The sequence below is a fragment of the Paraburkholderia sp. genome, from assembly GCF_047605525.1.
In the GTDB taxonomy this organism is placed as follows: Bacteria; Pseudomonadota; Gammaproteobacteria; order Burkholderiales; family Burkholderiaceae; genus Paraburkholderia.
The window spans coordinates 154,640-175,293 of sequence record NZ_JASGFN010000011.1 but is presented as its reverse complement, the minus strand read 5'-3'; the positions used below and the strand labels follow the sequence as shown (position 1 = coordinate 175,293).

General features: G+C 62.1%; 19 protein-coding genes and 1 pseudogene. 7 read left to right on the top strand and 13 right to left on the bottom strand.

What is annotated here, in order from left to right; genetic code table 11:
- The first annotated feature begins 157 nt into the window (after positions 1-157).
- The gene (locus QM685_RS17620; RefSeq protein ID WP_415117652.1) at positions 158-1,576 is read left to right on the top strand and encodes a trypsin-like peptidase domain-containing protein; all 1,419 of its coding nucleotides are present in this window, start codon (positions 158-160) and stop codon (positions 1,574-1,576) included.
- Between the two features lie 64 nt (positions 1,577-1,640).
- Here the strand turns inward: QM685_RS17620 and QM685_RS17615 are convergent, their stop codons facing one another.
- From QM685_RS17615 to QM685_RS17555, 13 genes and pseudogenes are all read right to left on the bottom strand, one after another.
- Complete coding sequence (locus QM685_RS17615) at positions 1,641-3,134, bottom strand: efflux transporter outer membrane subunit (protein ID WP_415117651.1); 1,494 nt, start codon at positions 3,132-3,134, stop codon at positions 1,641-1,643.
- Entirely contained in the window at positions 3,127-6,324 is a 3,198-nt protein-coding gene (locus tag QM685_RS17610; RefSeq protein WP_415117650.1) for a multidrug efflux RND transporter permease subunit, read from the bottom strand. Before QM685_RS17610 ends, QM685_RS17615 begins: the two co-directional genes overlap by 8 nt.
- A gap of 11 nt (positions 6,325-6,335) precedes the next feature.
- On the bottom strand, positions 6,336-7,532 hold the full coding sequence (locus tag QM685_RS17605) for an efflux RND transporter periplasmic adaptor subunit (RefSeq protein ID WP_415117649.1): 1,197 nt from the start codon (positions 7,530-7,532) through the stop codon (positions 6,336-6,338).
- Between the two features lie 300 nt (positions 7,533-7,832).
- Complete coding sequence (locus tag QM685_RS17600; RefSeq protein ID WP_415117648.1) at positions 7,833-8,159, bottom strand: hypothetical protein; 327 nt, start codon at positions 8,157-8,159, stop codon at positions 7,833-7,835.
- Positions 8,156-8,470, bottom strand: a complete 315-nt coding sequence (locus tag QM685_RS17595) for a tlde1 domain-containing protein (protein ID WP_415117777.1) — start codon at positions 8,468-8,470, stop codon at positions 8,156-8,158. Before QM685_RS17595 ends, QM685_RS17600 begins: the two co-directional genes overlap by 4 nt.
- Positions 8,471-8,532: 62 nt before the next feature.
- Positions 8,533-8,772 (bottom strand): annotated as a pseudogene (locus QM685_RS17590) (Hcp family type VI secretion system effector); the annotation flags it as partial.
- Positions 8,773-8,963: 191 nt separating this feature from the next.
- On the bottom strand, positions 8,964-9,314 hold the full coding sequence (locus tag QM685_RS17585; protein WP_415117647.1) for a hypothetical protein: 351 nt from the start codon (positions 9,312-9,314) through the stop codon (positions 8,964-8,966).
- A gap of 692 nt (positions 9,315-10,006) precedes the next feature.
- Complete coding sequence (locus tag QM685_RS17580) at positions 10,007-11,473, bottom strand: amino acid permease (protein WP_415117646.1); 1,467 nt, start codon at positions 11,471-11,473, stop codon at positions 10,007-10,009.
- A gap of 402 nt (positions 11,474-11,875) precedes the next feature.
- Entirely contained in the window at positions 11,876-12,553 is a 678-nt protein-coding gene (locus QM685_RS17575) for an RraA family protein (protein WP_415117645.1), read from the bottom strand.
- A 163-nt stretch (positions 12,554-12,716) separates the two neighbouring features.
- Positions 12,717-13,820 (bottom strand): pyridoxal phosphate-dependent aminotransferase, encoded by a 1,104-nt coding sequence (locus QM685_RS17570; protein ID WP_415117775.1) that lies wholly within the window; start codon positions 13,818-13,820, stop codon positions 12,717-12,719.
- Positions 13,821-13,861: 41 nt separating this feature from the next.
- Positions 13,862-14,656 (bottom strand): amino acid ABC transporter ATP-binding protein, encoded by a 795-nt coding sequence (locus QM685_RS17565; protein WP_415117644.1) that lies wholly within the window; start codon positions 14,654-14,656, stop codon positions 13,862-13,864.
- Between the two features lie 40 nt (positions 14,657-14,696).
- The gene (locus QM685_RS17560) at positions 14,697-15,641 is read right to left on the bottom strand and encodes an amino acid ABC transporter permease (RefSeq protein WP_415117643.1); all 945 of its coding nucleotides are present in this window, start codon (positions 15,639-15,641) and stop codon (positions 14,697-14,699) included.
- A gap of 59 nt (positions 15,642-15,700) precedes the next feature.
- Positions 15,701-16,555, bottom strand: a complete 855-nt coding sequence (locus tag QM685_RS17555) for an ABC transporter substrate-binding protein (RefSeq protein ID WP_415117642.1) — start codon at positions 16,553-16,555, stop codon at positions 15,701-15,703.
- A 314-nt stretch (positions 16,556-16,869) separates the two neighbouring features.
- Between QM685_RS17555 and QM685_RS17550 the strand changes: the two genes are divergently transcribed.
- The 6 genes from QM685_RS17550 (at position 16,870) to QM685_RS17525 (ending at position 20,578) form a co-directional block, all read left to right on the top strand.
- Positions 16,870-17,772 (top strand): LysR family transcriptional regulator, encoded by a 903-nt coding sequence (locus tag QM685_RS17550; RefSeq protein ID WP_415117641.1) that lies wholly within the window; start codon positions 16,870-16,872, stop codon positions 17,770-17,772.
- An 18-nt stretch (positions 17,773-17,790) separates the two neighbouring features.
- Entirely contained in the window at positions 17,791-18,024 is a 234-nt protein-coding gene (locus QM685_RS17545; protein WP_415117640.1) for a hypothetical protein, read from the top strand.
- Between the two features lie 14 nt (positions 18,025-18,038).
- Entirely contained in the window at positions 18,039-18,329 is a 291-nt protein-coding gene (locus QM685_RS17540; protein WP_415117639.1) for a nucleotidyltransferase family protein, read from the top strand.
- Positions 18,326-18,685 (top strand): DUF86 domain-containing protein, encoded by a 360-nt coding sequence (locus QM685_RS17535; RefSeq protein WP_415117638.1) that lies wholly within the window; start codon positions 18,326-18,328, stop codon positions 18,683-18,685. The genes QM685_RS17540 and QM685_RS17535 overlap by 4 nt, the downstream gene beginning before the upstream one ends.
- 221 nt (positions 18,686-18,906) lie before the next feature.
- On the top strand, positions 18,907-19,461 hold the full coding sequence (locus tag QM685_RS17530; RefSeq protein ID WP_415117773.1) for a recombinase family protein: 555 nt from the start codon (positions 18,907-18,909) through the stop codon (positions 19,459-19,461).
- 247 nt (positions 19,462-19,708) lie between these two features.
- Entirely contained in the window at positions 19,709-20,578 is an 870-nt protein-coding gene (locus tag QM685_RS17525; RefSeq protein WP_415117637.1) for a MurR/RpiR family transcriptional regulator, read from the top strand.
- The last annotated feature ends 76 nt before the right edge of the window (positions 20,579-20,654 follow it).

Below are 20,654 nucleotides of genomic sequence, written 5' to 3'. Positions count from 1 at the left end.
TGAGCAAGCATCGGGAAAATGGTGCGGCACGCGCGAATAACCCTATAAATAAAGGCTCGCACGGGCTTTCTGATCGCACACCATCTTTAAGCTTCCTTTAAGTGGCGGCCTCTACATTACGCATCCACCACGTAACCCTCCGCAACAATTCCTGACTATGACCACCAAAAAATATTGGCGCGGTAGCGCTGCCGTCTGCGTCGTTCTCGCGATCGGCGGCGCTTATGCGCTCAGCCATCGCAATGCCGATGCGTCCGTGAGCGAATCAAACGGTCCGGGGTCCGCGCCGCACGCGGCAGCGGATATCGCCGGTACGCGTTCGTCGGCGCCGGACTTTTCCAGCATCGTGTCGCGCTACGGCCCGGCGGTCGTGCATATCGGCGTGAAAGAAGCAGCGTCCGTCGACGAGAACGGTCAGCGCAAGAGCGGCGGCGAAGCGCTCGGTTCGGGCTTCATCATCAGTCAGGACGGGTACATTCTGACCAACAATCACGTCGTCGACGGCGCGAGCAGCGTGAGCGTGAAGCTCACCGACGGCCGCGAATTCCACGCACGCGTGATCGGCAAGGACAAGGCCACCGACGTCGCGGTGGTGAAGATCGATGCGTCGAATCTGCCGACCGTGAAGATCGGCAATCCCGACGCCAGCAAAGTAGGCGAATGGGTCGTGGCGATCGGTTCGCCGTATGGCTTCGACAGCACGGTGACGTCGGGCATCATCAGCGCGAAATCGCGTTCGTTCTCCGACGACAGCCCGATCCCGTTCATCCAGACGGACGTGCCGGTCAATCCGGGCAACTCGGGTGGTCCGCTGTTCAACCTGAACGGCGAGGTGATCGGCATCAACTCGATGATCTATTCACGCACCGGCGGCTTCCAGGGCCTGTCGTTCGCGATTCCGATCGACGCAGCCATGCATGTGAAGGACCAACTGGTGCGCACCGGCCACGTGACCCGCGGCCGTATCGGCGTGGGCGTGCAGCCGGTCAGCGCCGACAAGGCGAAGGCACTCGGCCTCGACCCGGCAGGCGGCGCGCTGGTCGGCTCGGTCGATCCGAACGGTCCCGCGCAGGCGGCCGGCCTGCGTCAGGGCGACGTGATCGTCGGCGTGAACGGCAAGCGGATCAACAGCACCACGGAATTGATCGGGCAGGTCGCGCAACTGGCGCCGGGCAGCGACGCGACGATCAGCGTGTGGCGCAACGGCGGCGAACACAAGCTGTCGGTCACGATCGGCGCGCAGCAATCGTCCGACGTGGCATCGGCCGCGCCGCGCGAGCAGCAGCAGGAACAGCCGCAGCAACAGAATCGTCCGCGTCTCGGCGTCGCCGTGCGTCCGCTGAGCGAAGACGAACAGCAGGAAGCGTCGCTGCCGGGCGGCGTGGTCGTGCAGCAGGCCACCGGGCCAGCCGCCGAGGCGGGCATCCAGGCCGGCGACATCATCGTTGCGGTCGACGGCAAGGTGATTCACGGTGTCGAGCAGTTGCGCCGCATGATCGCTCAGGCCGACGACAGCGTGTCCGTCACCGTGGTGCGCGATGGCGAAGAAGCCTCGGTCGACGTGACGCTCGGCTGATGAGTTGAACCCGCCGGTGCAACGCCGGCGGCCAGCACGGCGCGCAACAGATGTGCGCCGTGCCTTACTTCGAGGGGCTCCCCCCGTCTGCTTGCGATGTGGCTTGCGACGCCTTCGGTGACATGTCGCGAGGCGCATCAGGCCCGCCACCCAGCGCGACGTAAAGCGATACTCCATTCTGCAACGCAGTCGCCCGCAACTGGATCAACTGCTGCTCGGCAGCGAACAGATTGCGCCGCGCATCCACCACCTCCAGATAGATCGAGATCCCGTTTTCGTAGCGCAGCTCGGCCGTTTCGGCGAGCTGCCGCTGCGCTTCCACGGCCTGTTCCTGCGCCGCGATCTGTTCCTTGTAGCGTTGCCGTCCGATCAGCGCATCGGATACCTCCCGAAACGCGTTCTGCACCGTGCGCTGATAATCGGCGACCAGTTCGTCGCGCCGCGCGCGCGCCTGTGAAAGCTGCGCCTGGCGCTGACCGGCATCGAAGATCGGCATGCCGACCAGCGCGCCGACCGACCACGCCTGCTTGCCGGGCACGAACAGGTCGCCGAGTTCCGGCGATACGTAACCGAAGCTGCCCGTCAGCGCGATGCGCGGGAAGAAGTCCGCGCGCGCGGCGCCGATATCGGCATCGGCCGCGCGCAATTGCTGCTCGGCTTGCTGGATATCCGGCCGGTTGACCAGCAACGCGGACGGCAAGCCGGGGTCCAGCGCGCCGAACTGCGCGGCGTCGGCGATAGGCGGCGCCTGAGGTAGCGTGTCCCGCAGCGTCTCGTCGAGCGATCCGCCGATCAGCACTTCGAGCAGGTTGCGCTGCTGCGCGGTGGTCCGTTGCAGCTCGGCAAGCTGGGTCTGCGCCTGCGTGACGAGAATCGCGGCCTGCTCGTAATCGACCATCGACGTGACGCCCGCGTCGAGCCGCAGCTTCGCGACTTCGAGCGCGTAGCGGCGGCTCTCCAGCGTGCGCCGCGCGAGCTCGATGCCTTCGTCGCCCGAACGGATCGCGTAGTAGTTCGACGCGACATTGCCGATCAGCGACAGACGGAACGCGTGTTGTGCTTCGACGCTCGCGAGATACCGGCGCCGCGCGGCTTCGCTCGTGTTGCGCACGCGCCCCCAGAAGTCCAGCTCGAACGACGTCACCGCGGCCTGCACGTTGTACTGGTTGAACTGGACGGAGATGTCGGTGTTGTCGAACTCCGGGTCGATCGAACCGAGCGGCGCTTTCGTGCGCGTCGCGCCCGCGTTCGCGTTGACCTGCGGCAGACGCGCGGCGTTCTGGATGCGATAGAACGCGTGCGCCTGTTCGATACGCGCAATCGATGCCGCGAGATCGCGGTTGTGCGCAAGCGCCGCCTCGATCAGCAGCTTCAGTTGCGGATCGGCGAAGAAGGTCTGCCAGTCGATTTCGCTCGCGAGATGCGTGGCGGCCGGGTTGCCGGTGTCCGTCATGTCGAAGTGATCGGCGATCGGCAATTCCGGCTGGCGATAGGGCGGCGCGAAATTGCAGGCGGCGAGCGAACAGCAAGCTAGCGGAATCAGCAGGCGCTTACGCATCGTGCCGTCCTCCGCCCGTTTCGCCGGCCTCGGGGGCGAGCGGCGGCAGATCGTCGAGATCGATGCCGCGCTTCCTGCGGCTCAGCCAGCGGCGCGCGGCCACATAGAAAAGCGGCGTGAAGAAGATGCCGAACAGCGTCGCGGTCAACATACTGCCCATCACCCCGGTACCGACCGCGCGCCGGCTCGCCGCGCCCGCGCCGGTCGCGAGCACGAGCGGCAGCATGCCGAGCACGAACGTCACGCTCGTCATCAGGATAGGGCGCAGGCGCTGCTGCGCGCCGTTCTTCGCGGCCGTCATCGCGTCCTTGCCTTCGGACTCTTCCTTGATTGCAAACTCGACGATCAGAATCGCGTTCTTCGCCGCGAGCCCGATGATCGTCACGAGACCGATGTTGAAATACACGTCGGCGGACAGGCCGCGCATCATCGTCAGCAGCACGGCGCCGATCACGCCGAACGGGATGATCAGCAGCACCGCGACCGGAATCGCCCAGCTCTCGTACAGCGCCGCGAGCAGCAGGAACACGACCACCAGCGACAGTCCGAGCAGCATGCCGATCTGGCCGCTTGCCTGTTTCTCCTCGAACGCGGTGCCGGTCCATTCGTAAGTGAGGTTGCCGGTCAGCACATGCGACGCGATGCGCTCCATCTCCGCGATTGCCGCGCCGCTGGAACGGCCGGGCGCGGCCTGGCCCGACAGCGTCGCGGACGGAAAGCCGTTATAGCGTTCGAGCTGCTGCGGACCGGAAATCCAGCGCACGCGCGTGAACGCCGAGAACGGCACCATCTCGCCGCGGTTGTTGCGCAGCCGCAGCGAGGTCACGTCCTCGGCGCGCATCCGCTGCTCGGCATCCGCCTGCAGCAGCACGCGCAGCACGTTGCCCTCGAACACGAAGTCGTTCACATAGTTCGAGCCGAACGTCAGCGCGAGCGCCTGATTGACCTGGCCGATCTGCAAGCCGAGCGCGCGCGCCTTCACGCGATCGATCTCGACATAGAGCTGCGGCGCCTCCGGCATGCCCTCCGAGCGCACGCCCGCGAGCACGCTGCTTTGCGACGCCTCGATCATCATGCGCCGCGCCGCCTGTTGCAGCGCTTCGCCGCCGACACCGCTGCGGTCCTGGATCTTCATCGTGAAGCCGGTCGCGTTGCCGAGCGACGGGATCGGCGGCGGGTCGAGCGCGAAAATGAACGCCTCGGGAATCTGCCGGAACGCGGCATTCGCGCGGCGCACCAGCGCGCTCGCCGAGTTCGCTTCGCCGGGGCGCTCGCTCCACGGCTTCAGATCGACGAACGACAGCGCCGCCGACTGCCCCTGGCCGAAGAAGCTGAAGCCCGTCACCGACGCCACGTTGCGCACCTGCGGCTGTTGCCGCAGAAACGCCTCGACCTGGTCGATCGCGCGCTGCGTGCGCTGCTCGGTCGAACCCGGCGCGCCGGTGTAGGTGATGAATATATGCCCCTGGTCCTCGGTCGGCAGAAAGCCGCTCGGCAGACGCATGAAGAAAAACACGGTGATCGCGCAGGCCGCGACGAACGCCAGCAGCCAGCGCAGCGGCGAGCGCAGCATCGCGTCGACGCCGCCGATATAGCGGTCGGTGCCCGCGTTGAGCCCGTTGTTGAAGCCGTCGAACACACGGTGCATGAGGCGGGAAGCCGCGTTTTTCGGCCGCGTGCGGTCGGCGCTTTCGCTGCGAAGCAGCGCCGCGCACAACGCCGCGCCGAGCGTGAGCGCGAGCAGCGTCGACAGCAGGATCGATACCGCCAGCGTGACAGAGAACTGCCGGTAGATGCCGCCCGTCGAGCCGGGGAAGAATGCCATCGGAATGAACACCGCGACCAGCACGAGCGTGCTTGCGATCGCCGCGCCGGAAATCTGCCCGATCGCCTTGACGGTTGCGCGCGGCGCGCTAAGCCCTTCCTCGCGCATGATCCGCGCGACGTTTTCGACGACGACGATCGCATCGTCATTGAGGATACCGATCGCGACCACCATGCCGAACAGCGACAGGATGTTGATCGACAGCCCGAACAGATAGAGCCCCGCGCAGGTGCCGATCAGCGCGACCGGCACGACGAGGGTGGGAATCAGCGTCGCGCGCCAGTCCTGCAGGAACAGGAATACGACGACGGTGACGAGCAGCAGCGCCTCGACCATCGTCTGGATCACGCCGTGCACCGAGGTCGTGATGAACGGCGTGGTATCGAATGGCACCGTCCAGGTGACGCCGCGCGGGAAGGTCGGCTGCAACTCGGTCATGCGCTTGCGCACCGCGTTAGCGACCGCGAGCGCGTTCGCGCCGCCCGCGAGCTGGATCGCGATGCCGGCCGACGCCTTGCCGTTGACGGTGAGCCGGTTGCCGTAGCTGTCGTTGCCGAGCTCGACGCGCGCGACGTCGCCCACGCGCACGGTCGAGCCGTCAGGATTGGCGCGCACGATGATTTCGCGGAACTGCTCGGGCGTCGAGAAGCGGCTTTGCGTGACGATCTGCGCGGTGAATTCGGAGCCTGGCGCGATCGGTTGATCGCCGAGGCCGCCGCCGGCCGTCTGGCTGTTCTGCTCCTGGATCGCCTGCAGCACCTCGCTCGCCGACAGGCCGAAGCCCGCGAGCTTGCGCGGGTCGAGCCAGATGCGCATCGCGTACGACGAGCCGAACAACTGCACGTCGCCGACGCCGTCGATGCGGCGCAACTCGTTGACGATGTTGTTCGACGCGAAGTTACCCATCGCGACCGCGTTGGTGGTGCCGTCGGTTGCCTGCAGCGCGAGCAGCATCAGAAAGCCGGACGATGCCTTCGTCACGCGCACGCCGACCTGCCGGACTTCGAGCGGCAGGCGCGGCTCGACGCGGCTCAGGCGGTCCTGCACCTGGGTGCGCGCGATGTCGAGATTGGTGCCGGGCTTCAGCACGACCGTGATCTGCATCGTGCCGTTCGAGCGGCTCACCGACGACATGTACAGAAAATTCTCGATGCCGTTCATCTCGTCTTCGATGATCGACGTGACGGTACGCTCGAGCGTGCGCGCGTCGGCGCCGCTAAACGCCGCGGTGATGCTGAGCGACGGCGGCGCGACATCGGGATACTGCTCGACCGGCAGCAGTGCGACCGCGATCGCGCCGAACAGCACCGTGAAGAGGGCGATGACCCACGCAAAGACCGGACGGGCGACGAAGAAGCGATTCATCGGCGGGCCCGTCAGCGCGTGGCCGAAGCCGGGGTCGGTGCCGCGGCCGACGGCGTTTCAGGCACGGGCCGCGCGTCGACACGCTGGCCGGGCTGGACCTTCTGCCAGCCGTCGACGATCACGCGCTCGCCGGGCTTCAGACCATCGCGCACGGTCCAGCGTCCTTCGCCTTGCTCGCCGAGATCGATGTTGCGGTGGACCACGGTGCCGTCGTCGGCGACCAGCGCGACGCTCGCCACGCCGTTGTCGAGCTGCACCGCGCGCTCCGGAATCCGGATGCCTTGCAGGTTGCCCGCCGCGATGATGCGCCCGCGCACGAACTGTCCCGGCAGCAGCGTGCGGTCCGGATTCGCGAAGCGGGCGCGCACCGTTTGCGTGCCGGTGGACGGATCGACGACGAGGTCGGCGAAGTCCAGAAAGCCGCGCTCGTTGTAGACCTGGCCGTTCGCGAGGACCAACTGGACCTCGACGTGCTTCATATCGGTCGGCTTGCGCGTGCCGGACTGGATCTGTTGTTCGACGTCGAGCATTGCCGTGTTCGACTGCGTGAACACCGCATTGATCGGCGTGAGCTGGTTGACCTGCGTGAGCAGCGTGGCCGCGCCGGCGCTCACCAGCGCGCCTTCGGTGACGAGCGCGCGGCCCGCGCGCCCGGCGATCGGCGTGCGCACGATGCAGCGATCGAGCCGCAATTGCGCGAGCGAGACCGCGGCCCGCGCATCGGCCACGTTCGCCTGCGCCTGCTGCATCGTCGCGAGCGCGGCGTCGTATTCCTGCGCGCTGACCGCGTGACGGCCGACGAGCGGCTTGAAGCGGTCCACGACCGAAGCCGCGTTGTCGCGCACCGCGCTCGCGCGCGCAAGCGCGGCCTGCGCCTGCTGCAATTGCGCGCGATAGTCGCTCGGGTCGATCTGGAACAGCGGGGCGTTGGCGGGCAGGTCGGTGCCTTCCTGATAGAGCGTGCGCTCGACGATACCGTCGACGCGCGCGCGAATCTCCGCGGTGCGCACGGCCTCGATGCGGCCCGGCAATTCCACGACATCGGGCACGGCGGAGGTGGACACCGTTTCGACCAGTACGGGAACCGGCGGCATGGACGCCGCGGTGGGGGTTGCCTGCCGGTCGTTACAGGCGGCGACGAGAAGCGGCAAACCGGTGATCAGAAGCAATACGGCACGACTACGCAGGTGGGATGCGAAGCAGAGCAAGAGAAACTCCTCGGTAAAGGCACTCTTTTTTTGCGTGTTAGATCGGTTAGGGTTTGACGGCTTACGGTCTGAATAAGGGTTGAATAGACGGCATGATAATGCCTGGAAAAGATTTCCACTGATCGTACCGCGTCCTGGTGGCTTGTCAATTCATTCGTGGCCCTTGCGAATGAATTGAACTCGCTGGAGACGGGGGGTATCGCGCGAAGGGGGGGGCGTCAATATTGGCGGGTGGGGGCACGATGAATGCCCCCCGCCTGGTGCAGGGGGCAATAAATAGGGATTTTTAATGTCGCCGTTTTACAACCCTTTTCTCGCATACAGGCGGCATATCGTTTTCACACCGGCATAAAGAAGCGCGGCGACTATCAGCGTAGACAGTGCCCAATAGAAAAGCAGCGCAAGTATTTCCATGTCGTCGAGGTTCGCCAGATCGTCGTGTCCTGTTAGTGACAGGCAAAAGCGGATGAACATGTCCACCGGGTAAGGCATGTTGCTGCACGGGAACACATCGACTATGTTGCCGCACGGGATCACATCCGGGAGAAGCGCAAGAAACCAGCCGCCTATCACGGATGCAACCACGAATGCGACACCAGCCAAAAGCTTCATGACAAGTTTTTTCATTTCACTTCGACCGTTCCGTACGCTCGCAATGCTGTACCCGGGACAGACAGACGAGCCCCCTGCGAGCGGATGAATTTTTGCAGTCGGTCAAATTCATAGGGGTGTACGACAGTAATACATCCCTCGCTTAGCCCCATTCTTCCCGCTGGATGTAGTCTGAAATTACCCCGTTTGATCCCGTTGATGTTCGTCGTGTCTCCCGAAACAGGGTTCCACAGCATGAACCAGTTCCGTCTGTCGGTGGATCCGAAACCGTAGGCATCCCACAGGTCACGGAGCGGCCCGAGATAGCCCCCCGATTGCCGGTCTATCAGGTAATACGTGCCTTTGGGAAGCGGGCCGATGTTTTCGACGGCAGTAGCATCGGGATTAGATCAATACGACTGCCGGTAAAGCAGTATCTGGCCAGGTTCGGGCTCGCGCGATCCAGCGCGTGTGTGAACCCCAGTTCGGAAACAGTAGCCTTGCTGATGCCGCCGCCGGCCCCTGATTGCATGGCGGACTGTTGCGAGACCTGCCAACGCCATCCAACCACGTCGATTTCATTGAGATGCGAAGCGTCTTGCGATTCGCCGTCTATACCGTTAATTTTGATGAAGATATCCTGCGTCATCATCGTCCTTCCTGCCTTCTGAGTTGTTGTGAAAGACGCAGGTTAAGCAGACGCGAGGATCGACGGAATCGGAAAAAGCTGAAAAATTGCAGAGTCAGGAATAACGGCTATTTGGGATCGATATCCCGCAATGTTCATTGCGTGACGCACATCAAGCCATTGACGCACGAAACGACGGGTGAGCGCAGTCTTTAAATTGATTTTTGTGAATTTTTTCTCACGCAACGATGACACACCGCTCGAACACCGGAGTACAGAAGCGCGCCAACGAGCAGCGTGGACAGTACCCAGTAGAAAATCAAGGCAAGCACTGCCATATCGTCGGGGTTTGCCAGGTCGTCGTTTCCGGTTACTGACAAACAGAAGCGGATAAACATCTCCACCGGCTCCGGCATATTGAACGGCAACATATCGATCACATACGTCAGTTGCCATCCCCCGATCATAGAAATCGCAACCAGAGTTATGGCGATCGGGATCTTTGCGGAAGCTTTGCGCATATTGCCCAGTGATCCAGAACCGGCGCACTGTAACTGTTCCATACGCCTTCAGTGTCGTCTTCGGCACAGGCAAGGTCGCACGCTGCGAGCGAATGTGTCGTGCGAGCCATTCAAAATCATAAGGATTCGCCACGGTGATACATCCCTCGCTTTGCCCCATTGGTCCCGCCGTATCGTCCGGATTGTTTCGCCCCGCGTTTTTGCCAGAAAAAGCCTCGACGCCGCCTGGTCCGCGGCATGTGAGAAAGGACGTCGCTTTTCTATTAAGAAGGAATAGACAGTCTGCTGACATATGTGTCTCCGATATTGGCTCGAACTACCCGATTGCCTTTGCTGTCCGGCAGGGTAGAGCAACGTGGAGATCAACAGAATCGGAAAAAGCTGAAAAATGCCGCGAAGTCTGAAGCGGTGACCTTGATATACCGGTGTTGGCATCTCAAAAGTCAAACCATGGCAGCGATAGACAACAGAACGTAACCTTCACACTCCCGAATTTGCCCCCGCAATGGAAGCAGCCGCATCGATCTCCACCGCATCAACACGCTTCGCCGGCTTCGACCTCGACATCCACGAGGGCGAGAACTATCCGGACGACCTGAGAAGGGAATCGGCGAGTTGCCGGACCGGAGTCTCGTGCCGTGTCTCGCCGATGAGGTTTGAACGCGCGCCGGTTTTACCCGCGTTGCGTCGTCGCCTCGGTCATGGGTCACCGCGCTCGCGCGCGGTCGAAGCGCTCACGTCCGCCGGCGCTCCGGGTGACGCAGCACCGAATGATGGCGGCCGTACGACAGATAAATCACCATGCCGATCACGAGCCACACGACGAGCCGCATCCACGTGACGAGCGGCAAGCCCACCATCAGCAGCAGGCAGAACAGGATGCCGAGCACCGGCACGATCGGCACGCCGGGCACGCGGAACGGGCGCATCGCGTCGGAGTCGCTGCGCCGCAGATAGATCACCGCGCCGCACACGAGGATGAACGCGAACAGCGTGCCGATGCTGACCATCTCGCCGAGTACGCCGATCGGCGTCAACGCGGCCACCAGCGCAACGACCACGCCGATCAGTGTCTGGCTCAGATAAGGCGTATGCAGCCGATCGTGCACTTGCGCGAAAAACGGCGGCAGCAAGCCGTCCTGCGACATCGTGAAGAAGATGCGGCTCTGCCCATACAGCAGCACGAGAATCACCGTGGTCAGCCCGGTCAGCGCGCCGATCTTGATCAGAATCGAAAACCAGTTCAGGCCGATCGCGTCGACGCCCTTCGCGATCGGATCGGGGACGTTCAGCTCGGTGTACGGCACGAGTCCGGTGAGCACGGCCGCGACGAGGATGTACAGCACCGTGCAGATGACGAGCGAGCCGAGAATGCCGATCGGCATGTCGCGCTGCGGCTGTCGTGCTTCCTGCGCGGCGGTGGACACCGCATCGAAGCCGATGAACGCGAAAAACACCACGGCCGAACCGCGCAGAATCCCGCTCATGCCGAAGTTGCCGAACTCGCCGGTATTGGCCGGGATAAACGGATGCCAGTGCTCAGGCTTGATGAAGAAGAAGCCGATCGCGATGAACGCGATCACCACGGTCAGCTTGACCGCGACCATGATGTTGTTGATCCGCGCGGATTCCTTCGTGCCGAGCACAAGCATCGTGGTCAGGATCGCGACGATGAAGATCGCCGGCAGATTGACGAGACCGGTGGCCGTCGTGCCGTCCGCGAGCTTGACGATAGTGCCGGGCGCGGCGGCGAGAGTAGGGGGAATCTCGATGCCGACGTTGCGCAGCAGGCTCACGACATAGCCTGACCAGCCGACCGCGACGGTCGCCGCGCCCATCGCGTATTCGAGGATCAGGTCCCAGCCGATGACCCACGCGAAGATCTCGCCGAGCGTCGCATACGTGTACGTGTAGCTGCTGCCGCACACGGGCAGCATCGCCGCGAGCTCCGAGTAGCACAGGCCGACGAACGCGCACGCGATGCCGCCTAGCACGAACGACAGCATGATGCCCGGTCCCGCGAACTGCGCGGCCGCCGTGCCGGTCAGCACGAAGATGCCGGCCCCGATGATCGCGCCGATGCCCATTGCGGTGATGCTGGTGGCGCCGAGCGTTTTCGAGAGCTTGTGGCCTTCGTCCACATCGGCGCTATCGACGATATCGGCAACGGTTTTCCGTGCCATGTAACCCGTATCGGCCATGATGAGTCGTCCCGTTCAGATGTTGATTGGGCACGAACCGGCTCGCGTTGCGTCGGCTCGCGAAGCACGACAGACAGCAGCCGTCGCCGCCGGGCGGCAACGGTGAAGCGGAAAGCCTTTTGGCGGATGAAAGTCTGAGTTCAGTCTATGCCGGATCAAAAACAAAGTGAATATCCGGCTGACTGATCGGCTGCGATCGGGCAGTGGAGATGCGCATCGGATCGCATCGGGCGCGTTGCTTGCGAGCGAGGGGATTCGCGGTTTGCGATTGCAACGATCGTCCCATCTGCCGTCCGGTTCCGAACGGCGTGGCGATGTGCACTTGCGGAAAATCGCCCCGGAAACAGGGCGATTTCAGCGTGAGATCAGGGTGAGTTCAGGCCGGCCTGGTCCGACGGCGTGTTACAGGCCTTCGCAGCCCAACCGGCGCAGGGACTCGTCGATCCACGATTTGTCGTCGAACCTGTTCGCCAGCGTGTTCTCGAGGATCTTCGCTTCGCCCGCGCTTTTCTTCGCAGCCATCGCGTAGACCGTCTCGACATCGTCGTAGGGCACGCACACGAAGCCGTCCGCGTCGCCCACGATCAGATCGCCGGGCTCGACGAGCATGCCGCCGAAAGCCACGGACACGTTGATCTCGCCGGGGCCGTCCTTGTAGGGGCCGCGGTGAGTCACGCCGGCGGCGTAGACCGGCATATCGTGCTTGCTGATCCAGTCCGAATCGCGGATGGCGCCGTTGATGACCATGCCGGCAAAGCCGCGCTTCATCGCGTAGGACAGCATCAGCTCGCCGATGATGGCATTGGTCAGATCGCCGCCGGCGTCCACCACGATGACGTCGCCCGGCTGGGCCAGCGTCAACGCCTTGTGCACCATCAGGTTGTCGCCCGGACGGGTCTTGACCGTGAACGCGGGGCCGCTGAGCACGCCGCCGGCATGCATGGGGCGCAAGGTCGGGCCGCCCGCGGTCATGCGCGACATCACATCGCTGATGCAGGCCACGGGCACGCCGGCAAAGCGCCTGGCCACTTCCGCGCTGACCGCGCGCTTGCGGTCGAGAATTCTGAATCCGATTGGCATATTGGGGGCTCCTTGAAAGGCCCGGCACAATCCGGGCCGTGAAATGAATCGCCGTGGTCTGCTGCCGGCATGCGTACGGGTTCCCGGCAGGCTGTTACGGCAATAGACCCCGGGGGAATAGCCGAGCTTTTGTCTCAGCGAAGGCAGGAATCAGAGGCGGGAATCAGGAAAGGAGGCGTCCCAATCGCGCCACACCTTCTTCGATCGAGCGTTCATCGGTCGCATACGACAGCCTCAGCGCATGCCTGCCGCTGCTGCCGAACTCTTCGCCGCGCCTGACCATCACACCCGCTTCGGCGGCCCTGGCGGCGACTTCCAGCGACGTCCCCAGCTTGTCGGGATAGTGCAGCCAGAAATAGAAAGCGCCTTCGGAGCGTCTGAACCGGATGGAGGGAATCTTGCGCAGGCACGCCTCCATGAGGTCACGCCGCGTCTGGAAGATACGTCGCATCTTCTCCGCGTCTTCGCCCGCCTTCAGCAGCGCGGTCGCGCCGGCGAGCTGGTTGGCCGAATTGATCGCGCCATTGAACGTGCGGTGGGCCGTGGAGGCGGCCGCAACCAGGCGCGGCTCGCCGACGAGGTAGCCCAGCCGCCATCCGGTCATCGCGTATTTTTTCGAAAACGTGCGGCAGACGATCAGGTTGTCGCCCAGACCGGGTATGTCGAGCGCCGACACGAAATCGTTGTCGTAGGTGAGTCCTTCGTAGGCCTCGTCGCACAGGATCACGAGGCCGTTGCGCCTGACGATGTCCGCGAACGACGCCCATTCGATCGGGCTGATGACGGCCCCGGTCGGATTCGACGGATGGCACAGGACGATCAGTTTGGCGCCCTTGGCATCGTTGTTGATCGCGTCGAAATCGAGCTTCCCGTCCGCGTCCCTGGAAAACCGCTTCACGTTGGCGCCGACCAGATTGATCGCGTCCAGATAGAGGGAATAGGTCGGGTCTTCCAGCAGCACCACATCCCCGGGATTGAGGAGGCCCACAATGGTGGCGGTGAGGCCCGCCGAGCCGCCATGAGTGACCAGTATGTTCTCGGACGAAAAAGCTTTGCCGGCGACGCCGACCGCCGCTTGCAAGATCGCGTTCACGAGCTCGGAGCGGCCTTCTTGCGGCGAGTAATGCGTATAACCGGACCTGATCGCCTGTATCTGGGCATCGATGACCACTTGGGGCGTATCGAAGTCCGGCTCGCCGATGGCGAGCGAAACTTTGTCGGTAACGCCCGGAATCAGGTTCTTGCCCCGCAGGGACTGGCTCCTCACGCGCAATACGGCGTCGGATGAAATCGAGGGTAGGGGTTGATTCAATTTACTTTCTCCATTTTCCTCGGCACGACGCCAAGGAATTCCCGGGTTCTCTGTTGCCTGGGGTTGTCGATGACCTGATGCGCGGGACCTTCTTCCACGATGCCGCCATCGGCCATGAATACGACGCGGCTGCACACTTCACGGGCAAAGCCGACTTCGTGCGTGACGACGAGCATGGATATGCCGAGGGAGGCGACCTCTTTCATCACGTTGAGCACTTCGTTCACCAGCTCCGGATCCAGCGCGGAAGTGGGCTCGTCGAACAAAATGACTTCCGGGTCCATCGCCAGCGCCCGGGCTATCGCGACCCGCTGCTTCTGGCCACCGGACAGTTCCGACGGATAGGCGTTCACGCGCTCGCCCAGGCCGACCCGCAGCAGCAATTCGCGCCCGCGGGCGACGGCTTGCTCGCGGGGTGTTTTGAGAACATGCACCGGACCTTCGATGACGTTTTCCAGCGCGGTCTTGTGGGGGTAGAGATTGAAGTGCTGAAACACCATTCCCACTTTCTGCCGCTGCCTGGCAAGGCGCTTGCCGAAGATTTCCCTGAGCGTGTCGCCGCGGCGTTCGTAGCCGATGTAGTTGCCGCACACCTTGATGGAACCGCTCGTCACCTCTTCCAGGTGGTTGACGCAACGCAGCAGCGTGGATTTTCCGGACCCCGAAGGGCCGAGAATGGCGACCACCTCGCCCTTCATCACGTGGAGATCGATGCCGTTGAGCACGACCTTGTCGCCAAACTGCTTCTTGACGTTGACTATCTCAACAACCGGCGCTTCGGATTCGGCCATTGTCGTTTCCCTTTCTATCTATCGCTCGCCACGGAGGTGCTTAGGCGGTGTCCATATTCACGTTGATTTTTGCCGCGCCGTTTTTCCTGCCGTTGGACCGGTTATATCCCTTGCCTATCGTGCGCTCGAGATAGTATTGGCCGAGCGTGGCGACGGTAACGAGCGCGAGATACCAGATGGTGGCTACCACGAGCAGCGGCATGACCGCGTAATTGACGGAGTAGATCTCCTGGACATTGCTCAGCAGGTCGCCACCGGAAATGAAGGCCACCAGCGCGGTCGCTTTCAGCAGATTGATCGCCTGGTTGCCGGTGGGCGGCACGATGACTCGCATGGCCTGCGGGAGGATGATCCGGCGCATCGCCTGGCTTTCGGTCATGCCCGTCGTGATTGCCGCTTCCCGCTGGCCGGGATCGACCGACATGATGCCCGCGCGGACGATTTCGGCCATATAGGCGCCGTCGTGCAGGGAGAAGCCCACGACGGCGGCGGTGAAGCCCGAGATCACCGCATTGGTCTTGAGCATGATGCCGAGGTTTGTAAAGGGCACGCCCAGAAACAGGACCGGAAACAGCGCGGCGAGGTTGTACCAGAAGATCAACTGCACCAGCAGCGGCGTGCCGCGGAAAAACCAGAGATAGCCGTTCGCGATGGTCACGAATATGCGGCTTCTGGAGAGCCTCATGATTGCGACCAGGGTGCCGATGATGATCGCGAGAATCTGGCATACGATGGTGACCACCAGCGTCACGCGCACTCCGGACAGCACGTGCGAATCGAAGAGGTAATGGCCTATCACCGGCCATTGCATGTTCTCGTTGTCCGCGATGCGGAATAGAAACGAGAGCAGAAATATCAGGACCACGACACCAATCGCTATCTGGACTGGATGCTTGCTGCGAATAATGCGCAATTGACGAGTGCGCTCGTCATTCTGTTCCATCGAAGGGTCCCTCGCGTTCAGAGCGTCCGGCGCGACCGCCATTGCCTGGCGCTACGGTGCGCAGAGGCTACGCACCGTAGCGATGATTCACATGCCGGGTCTTAATTTTTCCCTTGCATGGCATTGATCACCGGGCTGTCGATCCGCATTTGAGACACGCCATAGAAATCGACGATCTGCTTGTCGATCCCCTGTTTGGAAATGCCCTCGAACGCGAGTTGCAAGGCCTTGGCGAGCTGCGTGTTGCTGGTCTTGACGGCCGCGCCATGGAGTCCGGATTCGAAAAGATCGCCGGTCAGCTCGGCCTTGTCGCCCGAGGTCTTGACGATATTGGCCGCGATTGCATAGTCGATGCCCATCGTGTCGATGCGTCCGGTCCGCAGCGCGAGGTCCGAAGCGCTGGCCGACGGATAGCCCTGCACGGTCACCGCCGGTTTGCCGGCCTTGGTGCAAGCCTCGGACTGCCGTTGGGCGATCGCAAGCGAGAGGCTGCCGACAGGTCCACCCGCGGTGGTGCCGCAAAGATCCGTCACGGAATGGATGTTCTTCGGATTGCCCTTGGCGACGATCAACTGCTGGCCGGTTTTCGTGTAGTCGACGAAGGTCACCTGCTTTTCACGCTCGGGCGTGTCGGAGAAGTCGGACATCGCCACGTCCAGGCGGCCGGAGGTCAGGCCTATCACCATGGACCCGAAATCGGTATTGATGACCTTGATATGCAGCCCGAGCGCCTGGCCGAGCGCCTGCATGAAATCCGCTTCGATGCCAGTAATGCCGCCATTCTCGCGATAAAGGTACGGGGGCAGGGTGGTTTCGCCGCCGATGGTCAGAACGCCTTTTTCCTTGATGTCCGCCGGCAGCGCGGCCACCGCGGCCGGGTTGAGGGTCGCCTTCGAGATTTTCGAATTGATCACGAAACCGTCGGCGTTATTTTCGGCATGCACCGAGCCGATCAAACCCAGAGAAACGGCGCACGCGAGCGAGATCGCGGAAATTGCCCTGAATCCATTTTTCTTAAGCATGGTTACCTGTTTTCAGTAAGAGGAGGTGGCTTCAAAAAACATCTGAACATCCCGGCCAATACTCAGGGTTTTCCCTTCGGGGTGCACCTGTCGCTCGGCGTATTAGCGTGCATCTACTGAAAGCGTATCGGTACAAATTCATGCGAAAAAGCGAATTTTTTATTTCTGATAGCATCGCTTTTTTTCATGTATCGGGTCGCCGTCGAATTGGGCCGGATCGATCCGCTCGAGCATGGGGGAGGGGAGCGGTGATTACGTTAAAGCAGGTCGAGGCGCTGTACTGGATTGCGGAGCTCGGCAGTTTCGATGCGGCCGCCTTGCGGCTCAGCACGACGCAATCGGCCATTTCAAAGCGCATCCAGGAACTCGAAAGCCGCTTCGATCTTCTGATCTTCGATCGCAGCCGCCGCGCCGCCGTCCTGACGCCCAAAGGCGAGGAGATCCTGCGTTCGGCGCGGCAACTGCTGAGCATGCGCGATGGCCTGCTGGTGCAACTGGGGGCGAAGGACGCGATGTTCCGCAGGCTGCGGCTCGGTGTGACGGAACTGACGGCGCTGACGTGGTTGCCTATGCTGGTGGCGCATTTGCGCAAGCGTTTTCCGCAGTTGGAGATCGTGCCGGAAGTGGGCTTGGGCCATATGCTGTACGAACGGCTCGCCGATCACACCATAGATCTGATCATCGTGCCCGATGTGTTCCACGACCCGCGCTTTTCCGTCATGCCGGTGGGTACGGTCAGGAATGCGTGGATGTACGCCGATGGCGTCTTGCCGGTCAAACGCGTTTTTCCCCTGACCGAGATCGCGCAACAAACCCTCATTGTCCAAGGCAAGGATTCCGGCATGGGCATCGCCTATGGCCAATGGTTCCGGGCCCACGGCATCGACACGCCCAGAACCGTCGTGTGCAGCAACCTGGTGGCCCAGATCGGCCTGACGGTGTCGGGGCTGGGCATCAGCTTTCTACCGAGGGAATGCCTGTCGCACCTGATAGCGCACGGCGCGCTGCGAACCGCGACAACGACGCCGGCATTGCCGAAAATCCAGTACGCCGCCATGTATCTGCCTACCGAGCACGTGGATTTTCTCGGCGAGGTGGCGAGGCTGTGCAGGACATGCTGCGATTTTTCCCGGCTGGTATTGCAGGTGTGAAGCAGGTGTGGACGGCGATTGAAAAGCGACAAAACGCGCGCTTTGGCTGCTCGCGCGTCGCGAATCGGTGACGATAGGCCGGTTCGCTTTTCGGTTCTCCGGAATGACTCGATCGGCGCGTTGTCAACGCAGTTTTCTCGTCGACAAGCTCGCCAAGGTAACCGGCGCGGCACTGAAATCAAGGCATTGAAATTCTCGAAAACAGTTCTTGAAACTCAATTCTTGATTGCATATCATCTCAACGAGTTTTGATAAGAAGGATGACCATGCGACCGTCCGTTGTGCTCGACATGAAGCGAAGCGCCGTGCGCGAAGCGGCAAGCCGCTTCCGTGCCGCGAATCCGCGCGTCTTCGGTTCGGTGCTGCACGGCACCGACCGGGATGGCAGTGACCTCGATCTGCTGGTCGATGCGCTGCCCGGTGCAACGCTGTTCGACCTGGGCGGCTTGCAAGACGAACTGGAATCCCTGCTCGGCATCCACGTCGATCTGCTGACTCCGGCCGACCTGCCGCCCAGGTTTCGGGCCAAGGTGCTCGCGGAAGCGGAGCCGGTATGAGCGAGAGTCGGCTGCCCGATTACCTGGACCACATGCAGCAGGCCGCGACTGATGCGTGCAGCTTCGTGGCAGGCCTGGCCAAGGACGACTTCCTCGAGGACAAGCGCACCCAGCAGGCCGTCATCATGAGCCTCATCATCATCGGCGAAGCAGCCACGAAGGTAATGGACGGCTATACCGAGTTCGCGCAGACGCACCCCGAAGTACCTTGGCGCGGCATGCGTGGCATGCGCAACCGCATTGCCCACGGCTACTTTGACATCAACCTCGACGTGGTGTGGGACACCGTGCAAACCGCGTTGCCGGAACTGCTCAGGCAATTGCCCGCTGTCAGCCCGGATGTTGAAGACGAATGAGTTGAAGTGGTCACAAAAGCAAGAACCTCATAGCCCGGTACTTGCAGCGCAAGGACAGACTATTGGGTGTGATTCGGCTCCATGCGGTCGCCGTGTCCAAGGCCAATCAGATGCCCGATCCTCGAACTCGCCAGCGTCATGTGGGAAGCACCTGAGCATGACGAGATTGCAGACTTCCATGCCACTGTCCCTACGGATCACGAGAGCTGAAATTGACAACGTTGATCGGTTACGCTCGTGTCTCAACCCACGAACAGAACCTTGAATTGCAGCGTAAAGCTCTGGTCAATGCCGGATGCCAAAAGCTTTTTGAAGATAAGGTGAGCGGCCCGCGGGCTGACCGCCCAGGCTTGACCAAGGCTCTGGAAGTGCTGCGTGAGGGCGATACATTGGTTGTCTGGAAGCTCGACCGACTGGGCCGCGGCGTCAAACAACTGGTCGATCTGATCGGTGATCTGCACAGGCACGGCGTCCAATTCCGGAGCCTCGCCGACTCTATCGACACCGGCACGCCGTCAGGCCGGTTTTTCTTCCACGTCATGGCCAGCCTGGCCGAGATGGAGCGCGAACTGACTATCGAGCGCACCCGTGCCGGGCTTGAAGTTGCAAAGCAGCTTGGCCGCAAAGGTGGTCGCAAGCCCAAGATGACCGACAGCAAGATCGAGTCAGCCAGGAAGCTGCTGGCCAGTGGTGTGCCGCCCAGGGACGTGGCCAGGAATCTCGGCGTGTCGGTTCCGACGCTCTACCGCTGGGTACCTGCCTCAGCGCACGCTTAGCGCACGATTTTTCCGTTTTCTGAACGTCGACGACTACGATGCGCTCCCGCATTGGAAAATCCACCGCCGCGGATGAGCAGACAGATGCCGACTTACTCAGCTCACAATGTAGAAAAATAAACAGTTGAGCAAGGGTAAATGCTTATTTTTTAAGCCTTGCTGCATCAAATTTTCCGAATATAGAATTACATTGTAATAAAACCAACCCTTCACGATAAAACGAAAGCAGAACGCAAGCAAAGACCGAATGCGTGATCCGATCAAACTGCGAGTGCAACAGAAAGCGTCGGGCTTCACTCCGTCAGAGTTGAAGATCGCAAACGTATTGCTGCGCAACTATCCCAGCGCCGGCTTGACTTCGTTGTCCAGTCTGGCGGCGCAAGCCGGGGTCAGCGATCCGACGGTTCACCGGATGGTCGTCAAACTCGGGTTCGACGGTTTCCCCGCGTTTCAGCAAGCACTGCTCGCCGAAGTCGATGCGCGAATGAATTCACCGCTCTCGATGCTGGAGGGAATGGCTTCCGACTTCATCGACGACGATGTGCAAAAAAGCGTGTTTCGACATCTGGCGGTTTCCCTCGCCAAAGTCGCGGAGCAGGGCACGAGCGCGGACTTCCGGGCGGCCGTCGATTTGCTCGCCGATACCAGTCAGGCGGTTCTGTGTTGCGGAGGCCGGGCGAGCGTGTTTCTCGCGTGGCGACTCGCGTCGCACCTCAATCAGATTCGTCCGCGGACCATGCAGGTCGATCCGTCGATCGACCGGGCGAGCGCCAGTCTGATGGACATGACGCCCGGCACTCTGCTCGTCGTGTACGACTTTCGCCGGTATCAGGAAACCGTCATCAACTATGCGCGCGAGGCAAAGAAACGTGGTGCAAGGATCGTCCTGTTTACGGACGAGTGGAAGTCGCCCATTTCCGGTTTCTCCGACATAACGCTCACGAGTGCGGTGCAGAACCTGTCTCCATTCGACACCAAGGTACCCGCGCTCGCGCAGTGCGAGGCGTTGATGGCTGCGTTGTTGCGCGCGATACCGGAACAGGCCAGAACGCGCATGCGTGCTCTCGAGGCGCTAAGGCTGGCTGAAGGAAGTCGGCCGGAGGAATTCCCGGAATGACGGCGCGGGGCAAAACCCGACGCCGCGATTGCATCCGGTGACGAAGGCATCGCCACGCATTTTCCACTTCAAGTCA

Coding starts and splice junctions, on each gene's coding strand:
- QM685_RS17600 (WP_415117648.1), bottom strand. CDS start 8,159: ATGAAAAAACTTGTCATGAAGCTTTTGGCTGGTGTCGCATTCGTGGTT.
- QM685_RS17540 (WP_415117639.1), top strand. CDS start 18,039: ATGCGACCGTCCGTTGTGCTCGACATGAAGCGAAGCGCCGTGCGCGAA.
- QM685_RS17615 (WP_415117651.1), bottom strand. CDS start 3,134: ATGCGTAAGCGCCTGCTGATTCCGCTAGCTTGCTGTTCGCTCGCCGCC.
- QM685_RS17585 (WP_415117647.1), bottom strand. CDS start 9,314: ATGGAACAGTTACAGTGCGCCGGTTCTGGATCACTGGGCAATATGCGC.
- QM685_RS17620 (WP_415117652.1), top strand. CDS start 158: ATGACCACCAAAAAATATTGGCGCGGTAGCGCTGCCGTCTGCGTCGTT.
- QM685_RS17565 (WP_415117644.1), bottom strand. CDS start 14,656: ATGGCCGAATCCGAAGCGCCGGTTGTTGAGATAGTCAACGTCAAGAAG.
- QM685_RS17580 (WP_415117646.1), bottom strand. CDS start 11,473: ATGGCCGATACGGGTTACATGGCACGGAAAACCGTTGCCGATATCGTC.
- QM685_RS17525 (WP_415117637.1), top strand. CDS start 19,709: ATGCGTGATCCGATCAAACTGCGAGTGCAACAGAAAGCGTCGGGCTTC.
- QM685_RS17575 (WP_415117645.1), bottom strand. CDS start 12,553: ATGCCAATCGGATTCAGAATTCTCGACCGCAAGCGCGCGGTCAGCGCG.
- QM685_RS17560 (WP_415117643.1), bottom strand. CDS start 15,641: ATGGCGGTCGCGCCGGACGCTCTGAACGCGAGGGACCCTTCGATGGAA.
- QM685_RS17610 (WP_415117650.1), bottom strand. CDS start 6,324: ATGAATCGCTTCTTCGTCGCCCGTCCGGTCTTTGCGTGGGTCATCGCC.
- QM685_RS17535 (WP_415117638.1), top strand. CDS start 18,326: ATGAGCGAGAGTCGGCTGCCCGATTACCTGGACCACATGCAGCAGGCC.